Origin of the sequence: uncultured Maribacter sp. (assembly GCF_947495965.1) — a bacterium.
Lineage (GTDB): Bacteria > Bacteroidota > Bacteroidia > Flavobacteriales > Flavobacteriaceae > Maribacter_B.
Map to the genome: position 1 here is coordinate 251416 of NZ_CANMBB010000002.1, position 19648 is coordinate 271063.

Genomic DNA, 19648 nt, shown 5'->3' on the forward strand with positions numbered 1-19648 from the left:
TACATAGTTGCAGATATCGGCCTTTAGGACTATATCGATAGCAATTATGTAAAAGCCAATTTACGGGTAGATTGTAACAAATTTGAAACCAACTAGCTATATTATATAAAATAGCCCTCAAGCCCTGAGAATCGATTAAAACTTACAACAGGGTCATCAAACTTTTTTAAGCGGTGTCTGCGACGCAAATTTTCATATGTACTGTAATTAGGCGTTATGTACGGAATAATTAAAAAGATTGAGAATCTTTTTAATTATTAGCGAGTTGATGCGGCTGGGCTGCCAATACCGCTTACACGAATATTTATCCAACGCTTAGCCAGCGCCAAAAAAAGCAAAACTTTTAGATTATTTTGAAATACACGATTTATAAGAAACCATTCATCAATAAATTTTTCAGAAACATTTAGTCAGCTTGCCGCAAGAGCTAAAAATTACTCTGCGAGATAATTTCTTAGCCCTTGCTAACCTCTCGTCCTGTTTGAAGTTTTTTTGAATGTGTTTCTAACATTATGTCAAATAGGATTTCAACATCGTAACCATTAAGGATAATGTTTATCTTTTTTTCTTAATACGGCAAAGTATACTTTGAGCGAGATGACGCGGCTGCGAAACAAAAAAATCAAGGCTTACAGATAATTTTAGAAACAATGTACGGCTCAGTCCCTATATTCTAGAAAACATTCTGACTTTTAAGACCGCTTTGAAATACTTGAAACTTTGAACTACTCAATTAACCGTATAGCGAGCCCTCTAGAATATGGCCGCTCCCCTCGCCTATTGTTTAGCTAAAATTCTCTTAGGCCAAAACCTAGCAGTTAATATTATTCTTCATTTTACTTTACAGTTAATGTAGTATTTTACATATATTGTATTTGAATTATAATTTAGAATTTTAATGCTTGACCAATCATTTTCACAAGATACATTCCAAGAAATTTTTGATAGAGAAAATAGAAAAGGCAAAAACATAGAAAGTAAGTTCAAAACTGAATTTCAACCTAGCCTAGACCAACTAAATATAATTCAAACTAAAACTGCTGAAATTATAGCAGAAACAGATGTCGATAGAAAAAAAGTTCTTTTCGAAGAAAGGAAAAGGCTAAAACAAGAAAGGGAAGTCTTAATTAAAAATATACTTAATGAAGCGAGTACCAATTTACCTTCTAAAATTCAAAATCTGAAGGTTGATTTAGGACCTATGATTGGCAAACAGACTTATGTTTTAGAAGAAAAGCTCGAAAATTTTTTCATTTCAAAAAAAACTCAATGGAATATCGCGAGAACTTATAAAGTCAAACAGGCTAATAGATATGCTATTTTAAGTCAGCTTACAAAGCTACTTGAAGACCAATTTCCTAAATATATTATTCGTACTGATATTCAATCATTTTATGAATCTATACCACAAAAGCATTTGCTGTTAAAAATCAATAACGACCATCTATTAAGTGTTCTATCCAAAAGATTTATTAACAAGGTTATCGAAGAATTTAATGTTTTAACAAGCCAAACAGGAGCCTCAAATCCCATAGGTGTACCAAGAGGAATTGGGATTAGCCCCTATTTATCCGAACTATACATGAGAATAGTCGATAATGAAATTAAAGACATGCCTAACCTCATTTATTACTCGAGATATGTAGATGATATTTTGGCAATATTTGTTCCTGAAACTAAAAAAGTTACATCTACTGAATTAGCTAGATATAAAACTAAGTTAATCCAAATTATCAAAAATAAAGGGTTGAATATTAATAGTTCCAAAACTGAAAGTTATAATTTAATTAATGGAATTGATTCGATAAATACAAGAAATATAGAGCTCTTAGATAATATTATCATGTCGAAAAGAAAGAAAACTAACGCTACCACTATTAATTATTTAGGTTATACAATTGGTTCTCTAAAAACCGTTAATAAGTTTTCAGAAAGCTCCAGAAAAGATAAAACAACTAGGACTCTTACTATTGATATTTCTGACAAGAAGATTAGCAAATACAAAGCTAAGATAAAAAGTGCTTTTGATGATTTTCAGAAAAAAAGAACTAATAATGAAAAAAATGCTTTTAAACTACTAAAAGCCAGAATAGAATTTTTGGCATCAAATACCAGGCTACGTAACAATAAAGCAAATGTCTTAATTGGTATTTATTATTCTAATCCATTTATCAATAATAGTTACTCTTTAGAAATTTTAGATAATTATTTTAAATGGCACAGAAATCATGGAAAATTGTCTGCAAAGCAAAAGAGTCAACTGGAAAAACTAAATTTTAAAAATGGATATAAGACAAAAAAATTCGTTCTTTTTCCTTTAAAAAAAGAGCTTTATAGAAATCATAATTCAAAAAAGAATGATGTTGTAAACATTAATAATAAAGGGGTCTTACGATATGGTCTTAGGGAGATAAACTCGATTTGGAAAAAGTTTTAGTATGAGAAAAATAAGACAGAGCATAGGATATAAAAAGGAAAGAGTCGTATTGTCAGATATTTTGCCCTATGAAGTTCCACCATTCTTTTCCAATAGGCATTTTTATGATTTTCTTACGACGCATAATATTGAATTAATAAATAAGTCCAATGGAGCAGAAATAAGATTTAAAAAAAACACATCCAAAACACTAGAAAAAATTATTAAGATTGTTTTCGGAATTAGTTTTGCAAAACAAGTTCAATATGATGATGTTGACAACTATAGATACTTTGCTTTAAAACCTGAAGACTTACAAAAAGTCCCGTATAAGTTTAGAATTTCTCATAAAAATAAGGACTATCGTGAACTAACCGTCATTCATCCGATTAATCAATTATTACTAGTATCCTTTTACGATAGCTATAAAAATACTATGCTTTATTATTGTGATAAAAGCAAGTACTCGTTAAGAAAACCGAGTAAAATTGCCTCACTTAAATATTATAAGGATTCAACATTTAAAAAACATCGGGTAAAAAATCCAGAAATCGAAATTATCGAAACGAGCGATAAGGAATACAAGGGTTTAAAAACATTTTTTTCATATCAAAAGTATAGTAATATTTATAAATTTTATGAATCAAATCAATTTCATAAGGCGGAAAAAGGGTTTAATAAGTTAATAAAATTCGATATCTCCAGATGCTTTGACAGCATCTATACTCATTCTCTTTCTTGGGCTTTAGCGAATAAAAGCATTGTAAAAGACAATTTAGGAACTGACAAGAATACTTTCGGAGGGATATTTGATAAGTTAATGCAGATAATGAATTATAACGAAACCAATGGTATAGTTATTGGCCCCGAATTCTCTAGAATTTTTGCAGAGCTAATTTTACAGGAAGTTGATGAATCTGTTGAAAAAGAGTTGAAATATAAGTATAAAGTTGACTACGATATTTATAGATACGTCGATGATTATTTTGTGTTTTTTAGTGAAGACAAAGTGAAAGATGAAATACTAACATTGTATAAGTTAAAGCTTAAGGAGTATAATTTATTTTTCAATGACTCCAAAACTGAAGAATATGGTAAACCTATAATAACTAAGATAACAATAGCTAAGGAAAACATCAGAGAGCTAATAGACAATACAATAATTTTCAAATTCTTAGAAAATGAAGATTTATCAACCACAGGAATAAAGTACTATGAATCTCGTGATGTAATAACCAATTATAAAAAAATCCTTGCCTCCACTAAGACTTCCTATAAAGATTTACAGAACTATTTCCTTGCGACAATTTTTAATAAGACAAAGCAGCTTATTAAAAAATTTCAATCTGAAGAAAGAACTTTAATAAATCATTTGTTAAAAGAGTCTGAGTTAAATGAAGAACTAGTTATACCTGAGCTTTCAGATGATAAGAGAAATAAAATTTCAGAAGACTTGCTTGCTTTAAATGAAAAGATTGACATAGAGAAAAAACAAATAGGAAAGTATCAAAAACTATTATTTAAAAAGTTCATTGAAATTATAAACCTGACGTTTTTTGTTTATTCCGTTCTTCCAAGAGTTAGCTACTCAATAAAAGTTTGCCACATACTTTTCAGAATAATCGACTTTATTAAGAATCAAGAAAAAATTAGAACATCATTACTACAAAAACCTCAATATGAATTTATACTTGCAAATATAAATATAGGTTTCAGTTTTGATGAAAAACACACAATCTATAAGTCTATTTATGATGGAATAAATATCGTTTTAAATAAGAATAGAATAACAGTACATTCAGAAATTGAAACTCTTTATTTACTTCCAATTTTAAACGAATTAGGTAAGAACTACGAATTGTCTGAGAATACAATAAAAATGCATTTTAAGGAAGAAATTGAGCAGAATATGTCATACTTCTTAATTATTTCGCTACTGCATCATATTCAAAGAAAAAATAAATATGATGGTCTAAGGAATATTTTAAAAGATAAAATAAAAAAGAAATTCACTAAATTTGAAAGTAGAAAAACAGAAGATACTTTACTTCTGATAGACATTCTTACTTGCCCATATGTAGGTAGTAATGACCAAGAAGTTATAGAATTCAGAAAAGAAGTATTGGAATCAATTAAGTTTTTCGAACCATCTTTATCTGACACAGAAAAAGAATCGATTATAGATGATATTTCCTTATTTCAGAATAATTGGTTTGCAAAATGGGAAGGTGCTGATTTAGGAAGGGAATTGAATACAAAACGAGGACATAATGTCTATTAAAATACATGGTGCAATGTTGAACTTGACTGTTTAGCCACTCAAAAACCGTTATTTACTAGTTGAGGAATTAGTACACACAAGCACCCTAAACTTTTTTATAAGGTTTTGAAGGCGGAGGTTGAGTCTCTGCCTTTTTTATTTTCAACACATTAACATCCTATTAATAAAAGTCCAATTGAAGGTTTTTGTAGATTATTTATTCTGGCGGTAATAATGAATCTTGAATGATGTGGTCTACATTCTCTTTTCTTGGCTTATGCGAATTTGGAAACTTGAATGTGCTTAAATAGTCCGAAAAGGAAACCATAGAATCAAAGGACTTATGACTCTTTAGAAATCTATGGTAACTTAAAATGAGTTTGGGTAACTTTCTTAGTCTCGTTTGATGAATAAAAAAATCATCGATATGCATTATTGTTAAAGGTTTCACTTTATACTTTTTTTCAATCGACGATTCTTCAAGCTCTTTCTGAAAATAATAGTTCAATAATTGATTAAAACCTAAAGATGTCAATGTGGAATCCATAACCAATAAAATTGGATAGTAATTCAAGTTTTCTGGCCTTTTAGTTTTATCAAAAAACTGATACTTACCGTTAATTGAACTAATAGTAAAATCAAGTAACTGAAGTATTCCTTTGCTTTTTCTCTTTTGAGTTTTAGTATCGGATGTATAATAAAACTTATCCTGCAATTCTCGCAATAATTTTTCTGTGTTTAGTGCTATTTTATTAGCATTTGATATAAATGAGTTTTTACACTCAAATAGCAATACAGAGTTTCCATTTCTGAAATAATAATCGGGAAGCCCAATATTCTCAATATTCTTACTTCCCTTACTTTTCATTTCATTCTCACTTAATTGGATGTATGAGTTTCCGAACGATGTTTTAAAAGCGTTTTTCAATAATGTACCTTCAACAAATTCCTTAACATAATCTTGCGCAAACTTATTTAACCCTTTCTCTTTACTATAAAACAATAAGTCATGATAAAGGCTACTAAAAAACTTGTTTAATAAAAATTCAAAATCCAATACTGCATAACGTTCCTCATCTAACTTTACTAAAGGACTCTTTCTAAGATATACGAACTCAGTCCACTTAGGATTATTTGAAGTATCAATGATTAGATGTTCCACTAAAGTTTTAAGAACCGGATAGTTTTTGAAGGAAATGATATTGGATTCTATAGCAACGTTACATAACTGAAAAACATCGTTGAAATACTGATACCAATTATCAAGTCCTATACTCTTTACGTAGTCGCTCAATAATTCCGAATACAGAGAATTATTTCTAAACCATTTTTCAAAAAGTAAAAATTTATATACTTCTGGCTGAATAGACCTAACTGAATAGTAATGTTGAAATGGCTGTGTAATGCCTAAGAATAGATGTAGGTATATCTCGTCTAAATTTTCAGGTTGCTTTTTAAAATATTTCTGAAAGACTTTATCCTGCCGATTAGTTATCTCATCACTTACTAAAAGATACAATCTCAATAAATTCTCTCTGCTTTTAGATATGCCAATTTCTCCTTGTTTCTTTTTATCAATATTAGAGGCACATAAGACTTCCATAACACGAAGTGTTGAAAGTCTATTTACTATTACAACAGTCTTCAAATTAGGTTTTAACTGTTTTCCGTCAATATCCTTATCAGAATGTTTTGCATAAGCAGCAACAATTCTATTTCTTATATCTTGGTTTTCTTCTATTAACCATTCCTTAAGTATAAATTGTAATTCCGTATTATCCTTTTCACGTAGCTTGTATTCGTATTTATTAAGTGTTGATAGTACAAATAAAGAATCATTTGTATCAACTTTTTTTTGAAGAGATTCAATTGTACACTTTTGTTTGAATATGTTACTATAAGATAAACGAACTAAAATATCTGTTTTCAAATTTCAAATTATTATTAAACAAAGATAATGTAATACCATTCCACACACATTACACTCCTCTCCTAACGTCGTTGCGTATAATAAGTGTTCCATTACCTTTTAAGAAGAAAGTTTTTAGAAGAAAAATTTATTAGGAAATGAGTAGAAACAACTTTGCTTTCCCCAAGCAAAGTTACATAACGCAGAACATTATAATTCAAAAAAAAGAATTATAATCCGACGTTATATAAAATGCCTTTGTAACATAGAATGCTTTGGTTTTATTGTATTGTGGAGAAAAAAATATAACTATAGATTTTTTTCATAATCCATACTTTGATTTAGAACACGAACAATCAAAATATTAATATCTGTAGCCAAATAAAAAATAGTATGAGATTTATAAGAGAATCGTTTTAATGATAAAATAAATTCGGATGCATCGCGCCCGAGAGTTGTATTATCGGCTATAATTTGAAACAGTGTATGCATTCCTAATAAATATGTCTGTGCTTCTTTTAACCCAAATCTTTCAATGCCATATTCATACATTTTTGCAAGGTCAATTTCAGCTTTTCCAGATACTTTATAAACGCCCATCAGCTCGCATACGGTCTTCAACTTCCTTCATGATATCTGGAACAGATTTATCACTAACACCACTTTCCATTCCCTCCGTTATTGCTGCTTTGAGTGCAGAAAATTTGGCGTTTTTTGCTTGATCACGCCTTACTAAATCTCGAAGATATTCACTATCATTGGTAAATTCTCCAATTGTAATTCGTGATTTTATCCACTTATCTTGTTGTTCTGTAAATGTTATTGTTTTTCTAATTGTAGACATATTTTTATTGTTTAAATAATCATACTATTGATGCAATTTAATATATTTAGTGAGTATTACAAAACTTTAGAGTCTTAATTTTATGTCATTAATAATTATTGCCATTCCACACACATTACACTCCCCTCCTATCGTCGGTCAGTTAATAAGTGTTCCATTACCCTAGTGGAAGAAACTTTTTAGAAGAAAAATTTATAGAAAAGTGAAGTACAAAATACTTTGCTTTTGCTAAGCAAAGTTACATAACACAGAACATTATAGTACATTTAACACATTCCATTAAATTTGACGCTATGTAAAATTGCTTTGGAAGTCGCTATTGGCTTATTATTCCTTACACTAAAACTTGGGTTTGTAATTTACCAATCTATTACTTCAACAAAAAGGTCATTTTTGGTATCACCACGCCTAAACGAAGATCTTTTGAAATAACTTGATATGACCACTAGTTTGCCCTCTGAGTTTTCATAAACATACTGTGGGTAACCGACTGTAGCTATGCGTATGTTTTGGCCATTGCTCCACTTTAAAATATTCAATTCTCTATCAAAAACATCAAAAAAGTCTAATGAGTCATCTCCATTATAATCAGTTCCCAATATATGTTCTCCATCAATACTAATTGAACTGGTATGAACAGGGCTGCTATAGGAACTAATGAAATCGTAGTCATTCGCAGAATAAATTCTTAAGTTACGTTTGTCCAGTAAAATATTGCTCACGCCACTATGTAGAATGGATCTAGAACGATCGGTGAAAGAATAGCCTACCTCGTTAGAACCTACTATGGTACCATCATCATTTATTTCGAACAAAAAGCTCTTATCGTCATATATCATCCCTCCTAGTATTTGATTTTCTCCCAATCTGATTAAATCATACATTCTTTTAAATATTGTGGTTGGCTTAGGGTCCAATACATCAATTGTTTGTAAGTCTCTTCCAAACCTGCGTACGGTGCGTAATTCATCACCGCCATCAGCAATAACCCAAATATCGTCTTTAAAGTGCAGTAAGTCTTCGAAGCCGATATATTCATCATTTAAATCCCGGAATCTGTACTTATAGTCTAGTGATAGAGCATCAAAAACGTGATACTCACTTCCCTTTTGAATAAAGACTTCCTTCCCTTCTGGACTTTCAAAGACTTTAAGTCGAACTTCTGAACTGGTATTAAGATCAAATGAAGATGTTGCCACAACTTCTTTAGTGGTGATATCAACTTTTTTAATTTTCTTATAAGGGTCGGATACATTTTCTCCCCACAGGTAGAGGTACCTGCTATCTGTAGGGTCACTACCTATTAAATGAACCGACATCATATCAACCATTTCTTGCGGGGTATAGATAACTTCTACACTGGGGTCTGTAAAATCCTGTCCAATATTTAAAGAACTTCTTTCACCAAATATGTTGTAGACATGTATATTGAAAAAAGGGTCTTCTATAGATGGTGGTATTTCAAGGGTCAAGGTATTTGATTCCTGATTTTCCACTGTGGCCACAAGAATCTCTTCTGGAGAATTGTCATAATAGGCCTTTTTGGATACCGTAATTTCATACCTTGAGAAATACGGATTGGTAAAGGGCAGCCAATTCAGTTTAATCGTTCCATTTAGGACTTCAGGAGCGAGCATTTCAGTTTTAAAAACATCAATATCCCTTGTATTTATTGAAATCATATCACTTTCAGCCAATTGGCCTTTATTGGTCTGTAAACGGAAAAAGTAACAAAGTTCTTCAACTGGATCTGGATCAAGGTCAATAAATTCATTCTGTGAGAGATCGGTAATTGTAGCTATTTGGATTGCATCCGTCTTGTTGCAACTACCTGAAGACCTGTATATTTCGTATTGCTTAAAGTCATCACCGACATATTCGGACCAGGTAAAGGCAATTAAATTATCATCTTGAAACTTAAAAAAATCTTTTTCGAAAGTTTCTGAGTAGAAGTCCCTGTCTTCAGGTGAATAGATTCGACAGTATAATTTGACTTTATCATTATTTCCGTCACCATCAACATCAAGATGTGTTTCAAAATTGAACTCGGTTTCATCCAATTTTTGAATACGAATTTCAGCCTCTCCTTCTATTTCGTCAAAAAGGGTGATGGTACTGCCGTCCAGTGTGAAGTTCAATCGATTAATTTCTGGAAAGCATGAACTACTTTGATGCAGATACTCAATATATTTACCGCTTTCAAAATACCTAAAGTAGTCTCTGCCGCATTCCCCTTCTTCAGGAACAGCAACCCGGTTACCGTTAACTTCTATTTCATGAATAGCCCACGTTTTGCCATAAAACACCGCTTCTAGATCTACGGTATTTTCTGCATCAACAAATGGTGTATCATCTTTTGAACAACCAAGTATAAAAGTCAAAATAAAAAGAAAAGAAAAGGCGAATTTTTTTGATACTTGATGGGGTGTAATTTTTTGCATAAAAAGTTCTTCTAATACAAATGAACATAATTTCCTGCAAAAAATTGTAATAGACGGCTGATAGTGATAAAATTTTCGTTGAAACCTCATTACACACACATTACACTCCTCTCCTAACGTTCATGTATATAATAAGACACCCTATTTGTGCTATAAAAGAAAACTTTTAAAAAATAGTTTTAAGAAAAAAAATGCAATATAGTTTCCTACAAAGTCGTTTTAGATCTTTAAAAAACCACTAAAACACAACCATAATGCTAACCAAGATTAACTACAAGTTTCTTATTTCTAATTTTTTAATTGCAATTTTTCTTATTGGGTGTACTCCAGAAGCAGTAGTTAATAGGCTTTTAGAGGAAGAGGAAACAGATATTGCTTTATATAAAACTCCAAGTGCAAAGGCGTATGTAACTTACATTTCTCAGAACGCTGTAACGCTTAATGGTTTTATAGATTTAGACAACATAGCTTTTATAGATGGACCAGATAATTATGAAGTTGGGTTTATTTTTAGAAAAGGAAATGAAACTGATTCTAGTAACGACCAAGAGATAATCGTAAAAAATGATGTTCCATATTTTTCTGGTACCTACAATTTTGATTATGAAATAAAAGATTTGGAACCTAATACTACCTATTACTATGCGGCAACCACTAAAAATGGCAATGATGCAATTGAAAATTGGGAATCTTTTACCACATCTGAAACACCTTGTTCTTATGAAAGAGATAATTATTATAGTATTTCTGGTACATGGAAAGAGGCATATGTTGAAATAACAGACCCTAGTTGTTGTGATAAAGGCTCTGTTGGTTTTAGATTTGGTACGTGGCCAAATACTTTTCAAATTAATTTTAATGAGCAAGAGGGCGGCTTTCCTAAAACTGGACAGTATTTTGGTGTTAACCAAAATGGTTTTGACCTTACACATAATAACAGTGAGTTAGTAAAGTCTACCAACCAAGTATTTTTAGAGTATGACTCTACAACAGAAACACAGTTATTTGTAGAAAATGATGGGGAAAGAGTTACTATTATTTTTTGCAATATGTTACTTATGAATGGCGATATTATTAATGGAAAAGTATCTATTAAAATTCCATAAAAAAACATACCGTCTTAAAGCATAAGGCGTTTAAATTTATGAATTAGGAGGCTATACGCTTCCTTTTTTGTATTTGAATAGGGGATTTATTTAAAGCTTAAATTTATAATTATTGGAAGGTGTTTTAACACTTCAAAACACATTGGCCTCCCCTCCTAACGTAAATGCGTATAATAAAGGCTTTATTAAAATTGTAGAAGCTACTTTTAAAAAAATAACGCTCCCCTCTTTTACACTAATGTTACAGCAAAACATTTACTATAAAAATCTCTGCATTTTAAAAACACAGAGATTAAAGAAAGAAGTTTATGTATAGTTTTAGTACGCAAAATAGTAGTAGTCTAGTGTACGACTCCAATAATCTACACTATGTTCTTCATTTATTTACGCATTAAATACATTTTGAAACATAAAAAAATGGTCGGAATTTCTTCCGACCATGACTGGATAATTATCCGCTTTGAATTTTTTGTGTAGAATTTGCCTTTTTATTCAACAGGCATTTTGCCTACTTTTTCAATTTCTTCACGTTGTTTTTTTACCTTATCTTTTCCTTGTTTAATCACAGCTTCTAATTCATTCAATTTCTCTTCCGCTTTTGATATTTTCTCTTCCTTTTGCTTAATAACTTCTTCATCGACATCTTTGTCTTTGCGCTCTTTCGCTACTTTCTCTTTTGCTTCTTTTACCTTTTCACGCCCACGTTTTAGTGTTTCTTCCTTTTCATTTAGTACGGTTTCAGATGCTTCAATTTTTTCTTTTGCCATTGCAGCTCTATGTTTTCCGAATTCTGTACCACTCATATCACCTTTATCGCGACCATATGCATTGCCCTTATTTGATTTTTCCTTTTTTGCCTTTTCAGGTTTTTCTGCACGCTCTTCTTTTGAGTCATTATGAGAATCCTCAGTATCTTCGATACCATCATCATCATTTTTTATCTTATCCTTTTTATCTTTTGCCTTCCCCTTCATTTTGCCTTTGCCTTTCTCCTTCATTGCATCGGCCTTCCCTTTTTGTTCTTCCACAGCATCTTCAACTTCTTCTACCTCTTCGGCTACATCTTCTTTAAACTTCTTAACTTTTTCTTTTTTCGCTTTTCCTTTTCCTTTGTCTTGCGACTTTCCTTGGGCATGCCCAGATGTTGTTGTGACAACAAATGCAAAAAGCATTAAACTTATTATTCTTGCTATATTTTTCATAATTTATTGACTCGATAATCGAGATTTAATATGCTCCGACACTTGTGTCGAAATCAATGTTAATTTTCCTTTTAATCCCTCAAAGGCTTTGCCCGAGGTTATTTACTTTAGCTTTACAAACTATCTAATTCACTAAGAGCAGATGCTACTTCTTCAGCTTTTTGATTTAACTCCTCTGTGGTTTGGTCAATTTCTTGCTCAACCGCCTCTATTTTGTCAAGTTTTACTTCTAATTCTTTCTCTTCTTTCTTTGTATCACCACATGATATTATTGCCATACAAAACATAGGAAGTAGAAACATACTTAATTTTTTCATTACTTTTTTTTTAAATGATTAGTATTTCTTTTAACGTAAAAATGAAGTATAAATTGTATGATTACTATTCTTTAATAAGTGTTTCAGCTCCTTTTTAGAAACAACTTTTTAAGTATAATCCTACTTTTTTACACGAATTTTAGAGCATTTTTACAGCAATATATTTACTATAAAAATCTCTGCATTTTAAAAACACAGAGATTAAAGAACTAAATTTATTTAAGTTTTAGGAAGACTCAAACTAAACCACTACCCCAACAATTCAAAGAAGGCTATTCAACAATAAAATGATCCATTATTTCATATCAATACCAGTGCAATCTGTAAGAATATAGTTAAAGTGTTCTATATCGTCTTTATTAAGTTTTAATATTCCAGTGATTACCACTACATCATCGGTTTTAAAATCTGGTTTAGATTTAAATTGTATTTCTACTGCAGTTTCTGGCCCACCTTTTCCACAAAAAAAGCATGAGGCTAAAGGATTTTTAGACAAAACAAGTAATTCTCCATCTGGAGAAACATCCAAAAAATAACCGGATAATGTAACTTCTTTACCTGCTAGGCTAGCCATTTTTTTACTAAACTCAGGATACAGAAAATTAGAATCATAAGCAATAAAATATTTTTCTGTGTATTCTATATCCGCCAAATCATCCCAAGTTAGGTTTACCTGCCCTAAAGCACTCATAGAAACAAACATTAATAACAGGTAAAAGAATTTACTTTTCATCACTTAAAATTTTAGAGATATTCATTTTTAATATAGGAAAGATGGCTAATAAAATGGATACCATTGATATTATTACTACTATTAAAATGTTATTTAACATGTTTACAGTAGAAAAAGTTAGTATAACCTCTTGTTGAAACTGCGATTTAAACAGGCTTATTATAAAGTACAACCCTATCTGAGAGAACAAAAAACCAAAAATTAAAGCAATAAAGACTATTACAATTCCTTCAAAAGCTACAATTCGGAATAATTGAAAATTACTTGCTCCATAGGTTCGCATGAGGGCTAGATCAAAAGCTCTTTCTCTTACCATTTTATATAGACTAATAAAAATAGTAATACATGAAATTAGGAGAATAATATATGCAATCCATGAAATTGCTTTAACACCAACACCTGTAAAACGGAATAGCCTTTCTAATTCATACTTAGGTAAGGCTGCTTGCATATTAGAATTTGTATTAATATTTCTTGGCATGGTCATTAACCCCATGGGATTTCTAAAAGAGACCAGAATAGAAGTTACTTCTTTATCTTCATTTTTATGGGTGTCATGTAAATGTTCATCATGACTTTCTTCTTCATGCGCTTCATGTACTGCCTCTTCTTCATGTTCTTCATGATGGTGTACATCCCAAATACTACTTAGGTTGGTTACAATAAGTTTATCAATAACGTTATACGTTGGTTTATAAATACCTACAACAGTAAAAGATTGTTCATGTTCTTCTATTGCATTTTTGGTTAAACCGTGCGAACTTAAAAATGTATCTCCTATTTGTAAATTTAATTTTTGTGCTACAGTATTCCCTAAAACTACTTCCATAGAATGTTCTATTTCTTTTCCTTTTAAGAGTTGTGCTTCATAAATTTTTGGGAAACCTGCAGTGGTACCAACAATACGATATCCTTTATAATTATCGCCATAGGATAGCGGAACAGCTGTTCTTACTAACGGATTTTTAACTAATTTTTCTACTTCAGAATACTTAATATTTCCTGTTGGGTTATCCATATGTAAAACAGAAGAAAGCACTAATTGCAATGGGCTTCCTTTTGCTCCTACAACCATTTGTATATTCCCTAAAGTATTGGTAAACTGGTTTTGTATAGAAGAATCTAACTGTTGAATTCCTAATAATAAACCAACACTAATAGATAAAGAAAATATACTAAGAAAGGCATAGAGTGGCTTATGAAGAAGATTTTTTAAACTTATAGTCCAGTTGTTCATAGCGTAATTACATTTTTAAAGGATGATGTAATACGTGCATCATGAGTAATGACTACTAAATTTGCATTGTTTTTTTGCGCCTGTTGCTGCAACAAACGCATTACAATGTTGCAATTTTCATCATCTAGACTAGATGTAGGTTCATCTGCTAGAATAATTTTTGGTTCATGAACTACTGCCATTGCAATACCAAGGCGCTGCAGTTGCCCTTCGCTAAGCTCATTTACCTTACTATTTTTAGTTTCCATTAAATCCAATTGCTCTAATAAAAAATCAATTTCTGAAGGTTTTATGGTCTTGCGACTAAAAAAAAGACGGGCCTTTAAATTATCAACAACACTTAAAGATGTAATGGCATGATTTTTTTGAAATACAAGACCTATATTTTTCCCTCTGAATTTATCTAATTGTGCATGCGATAAGGTATTTAAATCTACTTCATCAATTACTACAGAACCACTTACAGGTTGTAATATGCCTGCTAAAAGATGTAAAAATGTGGTTTTACCTATTCCAGATTTTCCAAGAATAAGTAAATTTTCTTGTTCTTGTATATTTATACTTGGGAAACTAAAAACAGCTTCCTCTTTTTTATATTTAAATGTAAGATTATTGGTTTTTACCATCTTAAATTTTGTAGACTGCAATATACTAATACTCTATGTGCCATTAATCCTGTTTCAGAAATATTTATTTTTCCTATTCTTGAATTTCAGGCGCTTTAGGAACACTTTTTTTATAACAAGTAGACTTTAATAAGATGAACATAATTTTGATAAATTGTGTCCAAAATATCTGGTAAATATAATACCTTTTTTTACATAAACGCAACTAAGTTGCATTAATTAACATTCATTAGAAGCTACGTTTTATAGCTTTTTCTAATACATTTGGTGCACTTCCAGGTCCAATAGTTAAAAGTTTAGTCCCTGTTATAGGAATACCATTGAATGGTCTTACAAAAACTTCACCATCTGGCTTTCTTTCAAAATAAGTATAATTAGACTCCCCTACTATTTTTGCACACCCTTTTATTCTTACTATGCTACTTGGCAATTGGGCACATATTTTATGAATACAATTTACATTCCATAAAACTGGTAAATCTATAGAACTAGAAGACCAATGTGCTTTTTGATGGTCTAACTTTTGTACCAAATTAGTTGATGGCAGTAGCTCTGGTAGTAATGTTACATCTAAAGTTGCCATAGTCAATATTTTGGCCATTGGGTTTAAAGCTTTTATTTCTTTAACAACGGCAGCTTGCCTATCTTCTGTAACTTCATCAAGATGCGTTAGTACTAAAAGTGAAGAAACCTGAATTTGATTAGATTCCAACGCATTATATTCTCCTCTTTTTTGCCAATTTTTAACGTCTACCACAGAAATTTGAATAGGTGGTAAAAATCTATCTTGTAAGCCAACACCCAAGAACTCCATTAAAGAACAAGCGTCCGAAGTTCCGTTTGCTTCAATTAAAGTTATACCATTTTTCCGTGCTGCTATTCTATTTACTGTATTTCTAAGTTCTACAATACCACTACAACAAATACAACTACCGGTAAGGGGTTTAATAGATTTTAAGCTTAATTTTTGAGTTAACTGTTGCGCATCAATACTAGCATTTTCATAATCATTAAGAATTACGAATGGATCCCAACCTTTAGCAATAAAACTATTTATTAAGAATTTTAATAAGGTAGTTTTTCCTGCTCCCAAAAAGCCTACTACGGTTATTATAGCTTCCATTTTGTTATAAAAATACAAACACTATCCTCTATTAGTTTATATTTTTTCTTGTGCTATTATTTTTAAAAATTCATTTCTATTTGCTTCGTTTTCAAAGCTACCGCCATATTCTAAAGTGGTAGTAAAACTACTTTGGTCTTTTATTCCTCTAGAAGAAACACAAAGATGCTTTGCCGTTACAGAAATAATAACATCTTTTGTTCCTAAAACCTCTTGCAAGTCATTAAGAATTTGAAGTACCAACCTTTCTTGGACCTGCGGACGGCGTGCATAATAATCTACTAACCTGTTAATTTTAGATAAGCCTATTACCTTATCCTTTGGGATATAAGCAACATGTGCATGCCCCACTATTGGCAAAAAATGATGTTCACATGCAGAATCAATATTTATATACTGCTCTACCAACATTTTTTTATAACCGTACTTATTATCAAAAACGGATAGCTTTGGTTTATTTGCTGGATTTAAGCCATAAAAAAGCTCTTTTACATACATTTTTGCAACACGGTATGGAGTGCCAGATAAACTATCATCCTTTAAATCTAAACCCAACTCTTCCATTATTTTGGAAAAATGATGTTGAATATTAGCAATCTTTTCATCATCCGTTTTGTCAAAAGCATCTGCACGTAGGGGTGTTTTTATACTTTTTGAAAAATGATTGTCCCCAGTTATTTCTATCTGTTCTTTATTCTTCATTTGCACAACATGTATCAGTACTACATTTACAGTGTTTTCTATTATATAAATGCAGTATTACCAACGCAATAGAAGGAATATATATAATAGCTTCTGGCAAAGAAAATAATTCTAACTTTTCGTTTAAAATTAATGCTAATAATACCCCCCAACTTAACCAAAGCATTGGTTTAATCCACTTAATAGTTGTTGTTTTTGTTGTCCAATAAATAGCAAAAAACGAAATAGCAAGAAAAATGTAATCCATGAACTTCCACCATGTTGGCGGACCACTGGAAAATGTTACCGAACTGGCATGCGCCATAAATAAAAATGGAGTGGCAACACAATGCATAAGACATAAAGAACTTGCAAAAGTTCCTAGAATATCTGACCTCTGTTTTATTAATATCATTTATTTAATTTGTTATTACAACTGAGTTGCAAATGTAAAGATATTATTTGTTAATGCAACACTGTTGCGTTATATTTGTTTTATGGGAGTAATTAGAAAAACAAAAGCTGTTGAAGTTTTACTTAATGAGTTTCACAATAGTTCTGCAGCTATTTCTGCTAAAAAACTTATTGCAAAATTAGACTCTACATTTAACAAAACAACCATTTATCGTGTATTGGATAAGTTAGAAGATGATGGAATTTTACATTCTTTTTTAGGCAAAGAAGGGCTTAAATGGTATGCAAAGTGTAATGGTTGTACCGCGTCTAAACATGAAGATTTGCATCCTCATTTTCAATGCTTAAGTTGTGGAAAAGTAGAATGTTTAACCGTGAGTGTTACGCTTCCCAAAATACCTAATAAAAAAATAGAAACTTCTCAATTATTATTGCAGGGAAAATGTGAAGCATGTTTTGTTTAGATAATTTATAATATCTTATTTTTTAATTTTTTCCACTCTTTTTCAATTTTTTCTTCGGATAGGTTATGTTTTTCAAAGCTAATGCCTTTTTGTATATTTTTAATATCTATATACTCCATATTTTCTATACCTAGTGCCGTTTTAACTACTTTATCAACATGAATATTACCTGTGTCAAAACACGGGATAGATACGTCTTTTTTTCTAATAAGCATTGGTAATTCTGTACATGCCAGTACAACTCCTTCTACTAGTTCATTTTTATGAATGATTTTTAAAATTTGTTGTTTTGATTTATTACTAAACACTCCTTTAAGTAATTCTTCATAGATAATATTGTGTATAGTATTCCTATCCTCCTTATTTGGAATAACTACTTCTAATCCTTTTTCTTTAAAAGTATTTATATAAAAATCTTTTTCCATGATGTATTTTGTTCCTAAAAAAAGAATTCTTTTAAGCCTTTTTTTATGAACAGCATCTGCACTAGCACTAGCAATATGTATAAAAGGTATATTAATAGCTCTAATAATCTCATCACTCACAATATGTATAAGGTTAGTACATAATACTACCATATCTGCCCCTGCTTTCTCTAATTGTTTTGCATTTTTAACAACAATTACGCTAATTGCCTCCCAATCATTTGCAAAAGTTAACTTTTTAATTTCTTCAAAATCTACAGAAATCATTATAATTTTTGCTGAATGAGAACCTCCTAAAATTTTATTTACCTTCTTATTAATACGTTCATAATATAACTTAGAAGACTCCCATCCCATACCTCCTATTAAACCTATTGTTTTCATATTTATTAACCATTTTAGAAAACTAGCTATAAATAATATGCTAGTAATTTTCTTAAAATTATTATATCTATTAATTTAATAATTGAAAGTTGATTGAATAGTTTAACTCTTATCGTTGAAAATATATCAACTACCACAATTATTTATATATACTATCTTTGATTGATGGAATTAAAATACTTTAGGCTAATTAAAACTATTGTTGAAGAAGGTAGTATTGCTAATTCTTCAGAACGTTTATTTTTAACACAATCTGCTTTAAGTCATCAATTGCGAGATTTAGAAGAGCGTCTAGGTTTTAAAGTTTTTTATAGAAGTAGAAATAAATGGAATCTTACCGATGAAGGAAACGAACTCTATAAATTAGCAAACAAATTGTTCTCTTCTATTGATGAGAGTTTTAACTCGATAAGACATATTAAAGAAGGCTCTAAAGGCTCCATAAAATTAAGTGCAGAATGCCAATCTTTTGTCCATTCTATTCCTCAGTTTGTACAACAAATGGGAATTCTTTACCCAGAGATTGATATTGAATTAAACCTATATGCTAGACAACTTACTATTTCAAAATTATTAGCTAATGAAATTGATATAGCAATTGTTACTTTTAAACCTGTTTCTGACGAATTAGAAAATATTAAGGTTTACGAAGACGAAATTTTTGCCATTATGCATAAAGAAAATAAACTAAATGACTTAGATTTTTTAGATTCTAATCATTTTTCTGATATGCATATGCTTATACACTCTTATCCTTTAGATAGTGTCTCTATATATGAACATTATTTAAAATCAAATAATGTAACCCCTAATAAAATATCTGCTATTCCCTACACTGAAGCTTCTTTGTCTATGATTGAATCTAATATGGGAGTTTTATGCGCACCCAAATGGCAATTAAAACCTTTTAAAATGTCAGAAGATATAGTTTTTAAAAGTATTAGTAAAAATGGAATAAAAAGAAATCACTATTTAGTTGTTAAAAAAGTTAATCTAAATAAAAAACACATTCACAATTTCATATCTAATTTTATAGAGTATTTTTTAGAATAATTCTAATATTACT

The 19648-nt window shown here is 30.5% G+C and carries 18 protein-coding genes; 5 read left to right on the forward strand and 13 right to left on the reverse strand.

Going from position 1 to position 19648, the window contains the following annotated elements; all coding sequences use genetic code 11:
- Window positions 1–898 precede the first annotated feature (898 nt).
- Both drt3a and drt3b read left to right on the forward strand, forming a co-directional pair.
- A complete protein-coding gene (gene drt3a, locus Q0820_RS05555) occupies window positions 899–2437 on the forward strand; it encodes an antiviral reverse transcriptase Drt3a (protein ID WP_298485899.1) in 1539 nt (512 codons plus the stop codon).
- A 1-nt stretch (window position 2438) separates the two neighbouring features.
- Window positions 2439–4697 carry an antiviral reverse transcriptase Drt3b gene (gene drt3b / locus Q0820_RS05560; RefSeq protein ID WP_298485901.1) on the forward strand — a complete coding sequence of 753 codons (2259 nt, stop codon included), beginning with the start codon at window positions 2439–2441 and terminating at the stop codon, window positions 4695–4697.
- A 196-nt stretch (window positions 4698–4893) separates the two neighbouring features.
- Here drt3b and Q0820_RS05565 read toward each other — a convergent pair whose 3' ends face one another.
- The 4 genes from Q0820_RS05565 to Q0820_RS05580 all read right to left on the reverse strand — a co-directional run bounded on the left by Q0820_RS05565 (window position 4894) and on the right by Q0820_RS05580 (window position 9870).
- Complete coding sequence (locus tag Q0820_RS05565) at window positions 4894–6606, reverse strand: hypothetical protein (protein WP_298485903.1); 1713 nt, start codon at window positions 6604–6606, stop codon at window positions 4894–4896.
- Window positions 6607–6894: 288 nt separating this feature from the next.
- Window positions 6895–7206, reverse strand: coding sequence for a type II toxin-antitoxin system RelE/ParE family toxin (locus Q0820_RS05570; RefSeq protein WP_298485905.1), 312 nt, complete (start codon window positions 7204–7206; stop codon window positions 6895–6897).
- Window positions 7172–7429, reverse strand: coding sequence for a type II toxin-antitoxin system ParD family antitoxin (locus Q0820_RS05575; RefSeq protein WP_298485907.1), 258 nt, complete (start codon window positions 7427–7429; stop codon window positions 7172–7174). Before Q0820_RS05575 ends, Q0820_RS05570 begins: the two co-directional genes overlap by 35 nt.
- Before the next feature lie 359 nt (window positions 7430–7788).
- Complete coding sequence (locus Q0820_RS05580) at window positions 7789–9870, reverse strand: hypothetical protein (protein ID WP_298485909.1); 2082 nt, start codon at window positions 9868–9870, stop codon at window positions 7789–7791.
- A gap of 254 nt (window positions 9871–10124) precedes the next feature.
- Between Q0820_RS05580 and Q0820_RS05585 the strand changes: the two genes are divergently transcribed.
- Window positions 10125–10976 (forward strand): fibronectin type III domain-containing protein, encoded by an 852-nt coding sequence (locus Q0820_RS05585; protein ID WP_298485910.1) that lies wholly within the window; start codon window positions 10125–10127, stop codon window positions 10974–10976.
- A gap of 488 nt (window positions 10977–11464) precedes the next feature.
- Here Q0820_RS05585 and Q0820_RS05590 read toward each other — a convergent pair whose 3' ends face one another.
- The 8 genes from Q0820_RS05590 to Q0820_RS05625 all read right to left on the reverse strand — a co-directional run bounded on the left by Q0820_RS05590 (window position 11465) and on the right by Q0820_RS05625 (window position 17310).
- Window positions 11465–12178, reverse strand: a complete 714-nt coding sequence (locus tag Q0820_RS05590) for a hypothetical protein (RefSeq protein ID WP_298485912.1) — start codon at window positions 12176–12178, stop codon at window positions 11465–11467.
- A 113-nt stretch (window positions 12179–12291) separates the two neighbouring features.
- Window positions 12292–12456: a hypothetical protein gene (locus Q0820_RS05595; protein ID WP_298485914.1), complete on the reverse strand. Its 165-nt coding sequence runs from the start codon at window positions 12454–12456 to the stop codon at window positions 12292–12294.
- A gap of 334 nt (window positions 12457–12790) precedes the next feature.
- Window positions 12791–13228: a hypothetical protein gene (locus Q0820_RS05600; protein WP_298485916.1), complete on the reverse strand. Its 438-nt coding sequence runs from the start codon at window positions 13226–13228 to the stop codon at window positions 12791–12793.
- Window positions 13218–14465, reverse strand: a complete 1248-nt coding sequence (locus Q0820_RS05605; protein ID WP_298485918.1) for an ABC transporter permease — start codon at window positions 14463–14465, stop codon at window positions 13218–13220. Before Q0820_RS05605 ends, Q0820_RS05600 begins: the two co-directional genes overlap by 11 nt.
- The gene (locus tag Q0820_RS05610) at window positions 14462–15091 is read right to left on the reverse strand and encodes an ATP-binding cassette domain-containing protein (RefSeq protein ID WP_298485921.1); all 630 of its coding nucleotides are present in this window, start codon (window positions 15089–15091) and stop codon (window positions 14462–14464) included. The genes Q0820_RS05605 and Q0820_RS05610 overlap by 4 nt, the downstream gene beginning before the upstream one ends.
- A 229-nt stretch (window positions 15092–15320) precedes the next feature.
- The gene (locus Q0820_RS05615; protein WP_298485922.1) at window positions 15321–16214 is read right to left on the reverse strand and encodes a GTP-binding protein; all 894 of its coding nucleotides are present in this window, start codon (window positions 16212–16214) and stop codon (window positions 15321–15323) included.
- A gap of 36 nt (window positions 16215–16250) precedes the next feature.
- Entirely contained in the window at window positions 16251–16916 is a 666-nt protein-coding gene (gene folE / locus Q0820_RS05620; protein ID WP_298485924.1) for a GTP cyclohydrolase I FolE, read from the reverse strand.
- Window positions 16906–17310 carry a MerC domain-containing protein gene (locus tag Q0820_RS05625; protein ID WP_298485926.1) on the reverse strand — a complete coding sequence of 135 codons (405 nt, stop codon included), beginning with the start codon at window positions 17308–17310 and terminating at the stop codon, window positions 16906–16908. Before Q0820_RS05625 ends, folE begins: the two co-directional genes overlap by 11 nt.
- An 82-nt stretch (window positions 17311–17392) precedes the next feature.
- On the opposite strand from Q0820_RS05625, the gene Q0820_RS05630 reads away from it, so the two are divergent.
- Window positions 17393–17773, forward strand: coding sequence for a transcriptional repressor (locus Q0820_RS05630; protein WP_298485928.1), 381 nt, complete (start codon window positions 17393–17395; stop codon window positions 17771–17773).
- Window positions 17774–17778: 5 nt separating this feature from the next.
- Here Q0820_RS05630 and Q0820_RS05635 read toward each other — a convergent pair whose 3' ends face one another.
- The gene (locus tag Q0820_RS05635) at window positions 17779–18582 is read right to left on the reverse strand and encodes an amino acid racemase (protein ID WP_298485930.1); all 804 of its coding nucleotides are present in this window, start codon (window positions 18580–18582) and stop codon (window positions 17779–17781) included.
- 165 nt (window positions 18583–18747) lie between these two features.
- On the opposite strand from Q0820_RS05635, the gene Q0820_RS05640 reads away from it, so the two are divergent.
- Window positions 18748–19635, forward strand: coding sequence for a LysR family transcriptional regulator (locus tag Q0820_RS05640; RefSeq protein ID WP_298485932.1), 888 nt, complete (start codon window positions 18748–18750; stop codon window positions 19633–19635).
- Window positions 19636–19648: the final 13 nt, after the last annotated feature.